At 52.8% G+C, this 250-nt stretch carries 1 protein-coding gene; it reads left to right on the top strand.

What is annotated here, in order from left to right:
* Nucleotides 1–250 (top strand): FAD-binding protein (locus AB4585_RS29700; RefSeq protein WP_372172435.1); only part of this gene is annotated, 250 nt, incomplete at both ends.

Genomic DNA, 250 nt, shown 5'->3' with positions numbered 1-250 from the left:
CATCTATTCTTCCACCACTAACGCTCACAACAATACCGGTGATGGTGTTGGTATGGCACTTCGTGCTGGCGTCCCTATGCAAGACATGGAGATGTGGCAATTCCACCCAACCGGTATCGCTGGTGCAGGTGTACTAGTGACCGAAGGTTGTCGTGGAGAGGGTGGTTACCTTCTCAACAAAGACGGCGAGCGCTTCATGGAGCGTTATGCTCCGAATGCGAAAGACTTAGCCGGTCGTGACGTTGTAGCT

It is taken from the genome of Vibrio sp. 10N.222.49.C9, assembly GCF_041474985.1.
GTDB classification, from domain to species: Bacteria; Pseudomonadota; Gammaproteobacteria; order Enterobacterales; family Vibrionaceae; genus Vibrio; species Vibrio crassostreae_C.
Note: the sequence above shows the minus strand (reverse complement) of the source record. Positions and strands in the feature narration are given on the sequence as shown.